Genomic DNA, 7,270 nt, shown 5'->3' on the forward strand with positions numbered 1-7,270 from the left:
GGCCAAGCTGCTCGGGGTGCTGTCGCTGCAGTCGCTGCCGCGCCGGCTGACGCTGGACTTCCGCGACGTGTTCAGCGAGGGTTTCGCCTTCGACTTCGTGCGCGGCGACGTGCGCATCGAACAGGGCAACGCCCATACCAACAACCTGCAGATGAAGGGCGTCAACGCGGCGGTGCTGATGGACGGGCAGGCCGACCTGGTGCACGAGACGCAGAATCTGCGCGTGGTGGTCGTGCCCGAGATCAACGCGGGAACGGCCTCGCTGGTGGCCGCTGTGATCAACCCCGCGGTCGGCCTGGGGACTTTTCTTGCGCAGGTGTTCCTGCGCGGCCCGCTGACCGAGGCCGCCACGCAGGAGTTCCACATCACCGGCACGTGGACCGACCCGAAGATCGACAAGCTCACCGGGCGTCAGCGATTGGGACGGGATGGCAATCCGCCATGATGTGGACCACTTCCCAGGCTTGGCGCTTTGGCGTTCTGGCATCGCCGGCGGCGCACCCTGAAGAACCCAGAAGGAAAAAACGATGAAAGTCGCCGCTCTCCAGATGGTGTCGGGCACCGACCTGGCCGCCAACCTGCGCAGCGCCCGCGCGCTGCTGGAAGAGGCCGCCGCGGCCGGTGCCGAACTGGCCGTGCTGCCCGAGTACTTCTGCCTGCTGGGCCGGCGCGACACCGACAAGCTGGCCTTGCAGGAGCGCGCCGACGGCAGCGGTCCGATCCAGCGCTTCCTGGCGCGGGCCGCGCGCGAGCTGGGGTTCTGGATCGTCGGCGGCACGCTGCCGATCTCTCTCGATGGTGCCGTGGACAGCAGCGCGCGCGCCCACAATACGACGCTGGTGTTCACGCCCGACGGCCGCTGCGCCGCGCGCTACGACAAGATGCATCTGTTCTGCTTCGACGACGGGCAGACCGCGTTCGACGAGGCGCGCACGCTGGTGCCCGGTGCCGCGCCCGTATCCTTCGTGCTGCCCTCGCGCGACGGCCATGCTTGGCGCATCGGGCTGTCGGTCTGCTACGACCTGCGCTTTCCCGAGTTGTACCGCCACTACGCGCGCGAAGGCTGCGATCTGCTGCTGGTGCCCAGCGCCTTCACTTACGTGACCGGCGAAGCGCACTGGGAGCTGCTGCTGCGCGCCCGCGCGGTCGAGAACCTGGCCCATGTCTGCGCCGCGGCCCAGGGCGGCCGGCATGAGAACGGCCGGCGCACCTGGGGCCACAGCATGCTGGTCGATGCATGGGGCGGCGTGCTGGCCGAGCGCGCCGAGGGGGCGGGTGTGGTGCTGGCCGAACTGGATGCCGGGCGCCTGCGCGTCCTGCGCACGCGCTTGCCGGCGCTAGAGCACCGGCGGCTATGAGCGCTGCGCCGCCGCCCGAAGGCGCCGGGCCCGGCGAGGCCGGCCCGGGCCCGGAGCCGGCCCTGGGGCGTCTTGCGCGCCTGCTGTGGCGGCTGTCCTGGCGCCTGCAGGGGTCATGGCGGCGCTGGTCGCTGTGGCTGCTGTTGGCGGTACTGGTGGTGGCGATGCTGGTCATCCTGGTCTGGCTGGCCGGCCGCTACGAGGCCAGCCAGTTGCAGAGCCGCATCGAACGCGACGCCGCAGACGCGGTGTCCGACATCCGCAGCGGCCTGGCGCGCAACGTGCAGAGCCTGCAGGCCCTGCAGGCCAGCGATCCGCTGCCGGCGGAGTGGGGCGGCGCAGCCGCGCAGGTGCTGCGCGCGCACCGCGAGCTGATGCGGCTCGAATGGCGCGATGCCGGCCTGCGCCTGCTTGCGCATGCGGACACCCCCTACCGCACCATGGCCTTCGATGCGCCCGAGCAGGAGCTGCAGGCATCGTCCGACACCCAGCTCACCTGCGCCGCGGCGCGCCGGCTCAATGGGCCGAACTATTCGTCGAGCTATTTCGTGCCGCGCGCAGACGGCCTGGGGCTGGAGGTGGTGGAGCTGTGCCTGCCGCTGACCAGGGGCTCGCGCATCAATGGCTACCTGGTGGCGATCTATGGCCTGCCCGAGATCCTGTCCGACCTGATCGGCCCGCAGGTCAGCCGCCACCAGGAGATCTCCTTCACCGAGGCCGACGGCACGCGCCTGGCCTCGCTGCATGGCGCGGTGCGCCGTGGCACGCGCAAGTTCAGCGCCCAGCAGTTGCTGGACCTGCCGGGCAGCGCGCTGGTGCTGCGCCTGGACAGCTGGCACGGCGCGCCCAACCTGTTCCCCAACGTGCTGACCGCGCTGGTGACCTTCATGTCGATCGCGCTGGTGTCGGTGCTGGTGCTGCTGGTCAAGGACAACCGGCTGCGCCTGCAGGCCGAACGCGACCTGGCCGACGCGCTGGCGTTCCGCAAGGCGATGGAAGACTCGCTGGTCACCGGTCTGCGCGCGCGCGACCTCGAGGGGCGCATCACCTACGTCAATCCTGCCTTCTGCAAGATGGTGGGCTTTGCCGCCGAAGAACTGCTGGGCCGCGTCGGCGAGCCGCCCTACTGGCCGCCCGAGCGTGCGGACGAATACCTGACGCGCCAGGTCAACCGCTTCGCCGGCGAACTGCCGCCGCGCGACGGCTATGAGTCGCTGTTCATGCGCAAGGACGGCACGCGCTTTCCGGTGCTGATCATAGAAGCGCCGCTGATCAACGCGCAGGGCCTGCACACCGGCTGGATGGGCGCTTTCCTCGACCTGAGCGAGCAGCGCCGCATCGAGGAGCTCTCGCGCGCCAGCCTCGAACGGCTGCAGGCCACGGCGCGTCTGGCCACGGTCGGCGAGATGGCCTCGCTGCTGAGCCATGAACTGAACCAGCCGCTGGCGGCGATCTCCAGCTACGCCACCGGCTCGATCAACCTGCTGCGGCATGAGTACGCGCCGCTGTCCGGCGCCGGTGCCGCGCCGGCCGTCTCGGCCGACCTGGAACTGGCCATGCGCCGCATTGCCGAGCAGGCCGAGCGGGCCGGGCGCGTGATCCGCAGCGTGCACGACTTCGTGCGGCGGCGCGAGCACGCGCGCGAGGCCACCAGCGCGCGCGAACTGCTCGACGCGATCATGCCGCTGGTGAACCTGCAGGCGCGCAAGCTCGGCGTGCAGGTGCGCTGCACACTCGAGTCCGGCCTGCCGCGCGTGCTGTGCGACCGGACCATGGTCGAGCAGGTGCTGCTCAATCTGGCGCGCAATGCCATGCAGGCGATGGACCGGCCCGGCGTGCTGGACCGCCGGCTCGAACTCGGCGTGCGCCGCGCCGTCGCGGGCGAGGACGGCGGCTGGGTCGAGTTCTTGGTGACCGACAATGGCCCCGGTATTCCCGCCGACGTGGCGGCGCGGCTTTTCACGCCCTTTTTCACCACCAAGCCCGAGGGCATGGGCCTGGGCCTGAGCCTGTGCCGCACCGTGGTCGAGCAGCATGGCGGCTTCCTCGCGCATGCGCCCGGCGCCTCGACGGGCACCGTCTTTTCTTTCACCCTGCCGGCCATGAAGCCGGCCTGAGAACCGATCACCGATGGAGCCTGGCCTCGACGCGATAGTGTTTGTAGTGGACGACGACGCCGGCGTGCGCGACGGCCTGGCGTGGCTGCTGCGCTCGCGCAGGCTGCTGAGCGAGACCTACGCCAGCGCAATGGCCTTCGAGCAGATGCTGCAGTCCCCGCAAGGCGCGGGCAAGGCGCAGCCGTGCTGCCTGCTGCTGGATGTGCGCATGCCCGGCATGAGCGGGCTGGCGCTGTTCGATACGCTCGTGGCGCGTGGCCTGCACGCGGCCATGCCGGTGATCTTCCTCACCGGCCATGCCGACGTGCCCACCGCCGTGGACGCCGTCAAGCGCGGCGCGTTCGACTTTTGCGAGAAACCCTTCTCCGACAACGCCCTGGTCGACCGTGTCGAGCAGGCTTTGCGCAGCTCAGCGGCAGTGCTGGCACGGCGCCGCGCCGCCAAGGAAGTACAGGCGCGCGTCACCGACCTGACCGAACGCGAGCGCGACGTCATGCGGCTGGTGGTGGAGGGTCTGCCCAACAAGCTGATAGCCGACCAGCTCGACATCAGCGTGCGCACGGTGGAAGTGCACCGTGCGCGTGTGTTCGACAAGATGGACGTGCGCTCCGCGGTGGAACTGGCCAACCTGCTGCGCACCGCCGCGGAATAGGGGATAGGCGCCGAGGGACTCAGCCGCGCGGCGCAGCCTCGCCCACGAAGATCTCCACGCGCCGGTTCTGTGCCCGGCCTTGCGCCGTATCGTTGCTGGCGATCGGCTGGCGCGAGCCGCGTCCCTCGATGGTGAAGCGGCGGCTGTCCACGCCGCGCATCGCCAGGTAGTCGCGCGTGGCGGCGGCCCGATCGACCGACAGCGGGTTGTTGATCGCATCGCTGCCGGTGCTGTCGGTATGACCGATGATGCGCACCGTGGCGGCCGGGTTGTTCTGCAGCCCGACGGCGAAGCGGTCCAGGATCGGGGCGAAGTCGGACTTCACGTTGGCGCGCCCGGTGTCGAACGAGATGTCGCTCGGGATGTCGAGCTTCAACTGATTGTCGCTGGTCTGCGTCACGGCCACTCCGGTGCCCTGGGTGGCGGCCTGCATCTCCTGCTTCTGGCGCTCCATGCGCTGCGACCAGATGTAGGTGCCCAGCGCACCCACACCCGCGCCGATGACCGCTCCGGTGCCTGCGTTGCCGCCGGTGACCGAGCCCAGCACTGCTCCGCCCAGCGCTCCGGCGCCCGCGCCTATCGCGGTACGGCGCTGCGTATCGCTCATGGTCATGTCCGCGCAGCCAGCCATGAAGACGGCGGCGATAGCAGTTCCAAGAATGACTTTTCGCATGGTGTGCTCCTTTTGGATCGTATGGATGGGAACGGCCTGCCGAAGACCTCAGGTGTAAGGCGCAGCCTGTTACAAATCCATTATGGAAGCCGCCGCGCGGGGCAAAGGTATCGCCATGTAAGCCACCTATTTCTGCGGGGGATCTTCCGGCGGTTCATCCTTGCGGCCGGAGAACATGGTCCACCAGACGATGAACACCAGCAGCGCCAGCGCAAGCAAGGCTTCGAGCAAAATCAGGCCCATGACAAACAGACTCCTGCGGGTGGCGACAATCCTGGCGATTGTAGGAACGCTCGCCGCCTGCGCGACCCGGCCGCCCCCCCCGGAGCAGGCGCCGGCGCCCGCACCGCGCCCAACCTCTCCCACCGCTGCCTCAGTCGCGCGGCCCCTGCCCTGGCCCGCCGGCACGCTGCCGCAGGTGCAGAGCCGCTGGGTGCCGGCGTCCTGGGACGAACTGCCGGGTTTCCAGGACGACGCGCTGTTCGAGGCCTGGAATGCCTGGGTCAAGAGCTGCGAGCGCCCGGCGCCGGCCTTCGCCGCGCTCTGCGGGGACATCCGCCAGCTCTCCATCGCCGCGCCCGAGGAGCAGCGCGCCTGGATGCAGGCCCGCCTGCAGCCCTACCGGGTGGAGTCGAGCGACGGCAATGCCGAGGGCCTGCTCACCGCCTACTACGAGCCCGTGATCCCGGCCAGCCGCCTGCCGACGCCGCAGTTCACGGTGCCGCTGTACCGCGCACCGGCCGGGCTGGGCGCGCGCAAGCCGTGGTTCACGCGCCAGCAGATCGACACGCTGCCCGAGGCGCGCGCCGCGCTGGCCGGGCGCGAGATCGCCTGGATCGCCGATCCGGTGGAAGCCATGGTGCTGCACATCCAGGGCTCGGGCCGGCTGCGCGTGGCCGAGCCCGATGGCACGCAGCGCCTGGTGCGCCTGGCCTATGCCGGCACCAACGATCAGCCGTACCGCAGCATCGGCAGTTGGCTGCTGTCCACTGGCCAGACGCGCGACGCCACCTGGCCCGGCATCCGCGCCTGGCTGGCGCAGAACCCGCAGCGACTGAACGAGCTGATGTGGGCCAATCCGCGCTATGTGTTCTTCCGCGAGGAGCCGCTGGAGGGCCTGGACGCGAGCTTCGGGCCGCGCGGCGCACAGGGCGTGGAGCTGACGCCGGGGCGCTCGATCGCCGTGGACCGGCAGAGCATCCCGTATGGCACGCCGGTCTGGATGGCCTCACCGGGGCCGCAGCGCGTGCTGCAGAGGCTGGTGCTGGCGCAGGACACCGGCAGCGCCATCGTCGGCGCGGTGCGGGCCGACTATTTCACCGGCTGGGGCGCCGATGCAGGCGAAGTCGCCGGGCGCCTGAAACAGAATCTGCGGCTCTGGGTGCTCTGGCCCAAGTAGAGTTCTGCCCACTTCTTCATCAGGATGCACCCATGAACCGGATCTGGACACAGGCGCTGCCGGCGCTGGGGCTGCTTGCCGTGCTGGCAGGCTGCGCGCAGAGCGGGCCGTTTGCGCGCGGCACGGCCTATCACTGCGACAACGGCGTGAATTTCACGCTGGTGGCGGGCGAGAGCGTTACCCTGCAGGGATTCCGGGGCACCGAGATGCTGCTGCTCGACGCCGGCGGCATCGGCCCCACGCAGGCGGTCTACAGCAATCCGCAGGTGCGGGTCGCAACCGGATTGGGCGCCGATGGCCGCGAGGCCCTGATCGAGGGCCTGGTCCCGGGCAATCGCTCGCGTTGCCGTCAGCGGTAGCGGCACGCCGTAACGTCCGGCTGAAGGGGCAGATAGCTGTCCTGGATCGGGATAGCAGTCCGCAATGCGCACGCCAATGGCGGAGTTTTCTCCAGGCGTTCGCAGCGGAACTCAGGGTCCAGTATGCAGAGCCAGAAATGGCGGCGCTGATGCGACGCGTTGGCGGGCGTTTCGCTCAGGGCGTCGAACTGGGCTCGTGCAACACGCTGTGGGACCTGCAATTGGCGATGGGGCGTGTCTGGGTGGGGCTGGACTGGGGGTGGGTCGCCTTGGAGGAGTCGGCGCACCATCTGCGCATTCGCCAACATTGCACGCCGTTACTGGCGGCCTTCGGATCCGATGCAGAACGCTGGTCGCCCGCATTCCTGGAAGGTGTCTACCAGCAGTGGTTTCATCAGGCGGGCGCGGGCCACCTTCAAGTGCGGCAAGCCGGCGGCTTCGACGATGCCGGCGGAATCGAACTCCACTGGCCCGCGCCGGTCAGCCAGGGTGCTGCGGACCTATGGGCGCGGCCGGCCGCCCCGCAACAGGCACCATCATGAGTCAAAACGATATCGCCAATCTGTTCAAGCAGTTCGGCGGCTTGCCCCAATACTGTTCACATAGAAAAAATACAAGCATAATTCCCCTCCATCGAGACAAGGAGGGCTGGATTCCATGGCGAGAAGCCGCAAGTCACTGCCCGAGAAGGTCGACATGGCGCACCTGATCA

The 7,270-nt window shown here is 69.3% G+C and carries 8 protein-coding genes; 7 read left to right on the plus strand and 1 reads right to left on the minus strand.

What is annotated here, in order from left to right:
• From JHD63_RS21145 to JHD63_RS21160, 4 genes are all read left to right on the plus strand, one after another.
• The coding region (locus tag JHD63_RS21145) for a YhdP family protein (RefSeq protein ID WP_304952651.1) at nt 1-445 on the plus strand (445 nt) is incomplete at its 5' end.
• A gap of 82 nt (nt 446-527) precedes the next feature.
• Nucleotides 528-1,358: a carbon-nitrogen hydrolase family protein gene (locus JHD63_RS21150; protein WP_198972775.1), complete on the plus strand. Its 831-nt coding sequence runs from the start codon at nt 528-530 to the stop codon at nt 1,356-1,358.
• Nucleotides 1,355-3,475 carry a two-component system sensor histidine kinase NtrB gene (locus JHD63_RS21155; protein WP_198972776.1) on the plus strand — a complete coding sequence of 707 codons (2,121 nt, stop codon included), beginning with the start codon at nt 1,355-1,357 and terminating at the stop codon, nt 3,473-3,475. Before JHD63_RS21150 ends, JHD63_RS21155 begins: the two co-directional genes overlap by 4 nt.
• A 13-nt stretch (nt 3,476-3,488) precedes the next feature.
• The gene (locus tag JHD63_RS21160; protein ID WP_198972777.1) at nt 3,489-4,127 is read left to right on the plus strand and encodes a response regulator transcription factor; all 639 of its coding nucleotides are present in this window, start codon (nt 3,489-3,491) and stop codon (nt 4,125-4,127) included.
• 19 nt (nt 4,128-4,146) lie between these two features.
• On the opposite strand, the gene JHD63_RS21165 is transcribed toward JHD63_RS21160, so the two are convergent.
• The gene (locus JHD63_RS21165; RefSeq protein WP_198972778.1) at nt 4,147-4,800 is read right to left on the minus strand and encodes an OmpA family protein; all 654 of its coding nucleotides are present in this window, start codon (nt 4,798-4,800) and stop codon (nt 4,147-4,149) included.
• 190 nt (nt 4,801-4,990) lie between these two features.
• Between JHD63_RS21165 and mltA the strand changes: the two genes are divergently transcribed.
• The 3 genes from mltA to bcsD are packed head-to-tail and all read left to right on the plus strand — an operon-like array spanning nt 4,991 to nt 7,100.
• Nucleotides 4,991-6,199 (plus strand): murein transglycosylase A, encoded by a 1,209-nt coding sequence (gene mltA, locus JHD63_RS21170; protein WP_370590603.1) that lies wholly within the window; start codon nt 4,991-4,993, stop codon nt 6,197-6,199.
• 32 nt (nt 6,200-6,231) lie between these two features.
• The gene (locus JHD63_RS21175) at nt 6,232-6,558 is read left to right on the plus strand and encodes a hypothetical protein (RefSeq protein WP_198972780.1); all 327 of its coding nucleotides are present in this window, start codon (nt 6,232-6,234) and stop codon (nt 6,556-6,558) included.
• On the plus strand, nt 6,543-7,100 hold the full coding sequence (gene bcsD / locus JHD63_RS21180; RefSeq protein WP_198972781.1) for a cellulose biosynthesis protein BcsD: 558 nt from the start codon (nt 6,543-6,545) through the stop codon (nt 7,098-7,100). The genes JHD63_RS21175 and bcsD overlap by 16 nt, the downstream gene beginning before the upstream one ends.
• Nucleotides 7,101-7,270 lie beyond the last annotated feature (170 nt).

Source organism: Xylophilus sp. ASV27 (genome assembly GCF_016428875.1).
In the GTDB taxonomy this organism is placed as follows: Bacteria; Pseudomonadota; Gammaproteobacteria; order Burkholderiales; family Burkholderiaceae_C; genus Xylophilus.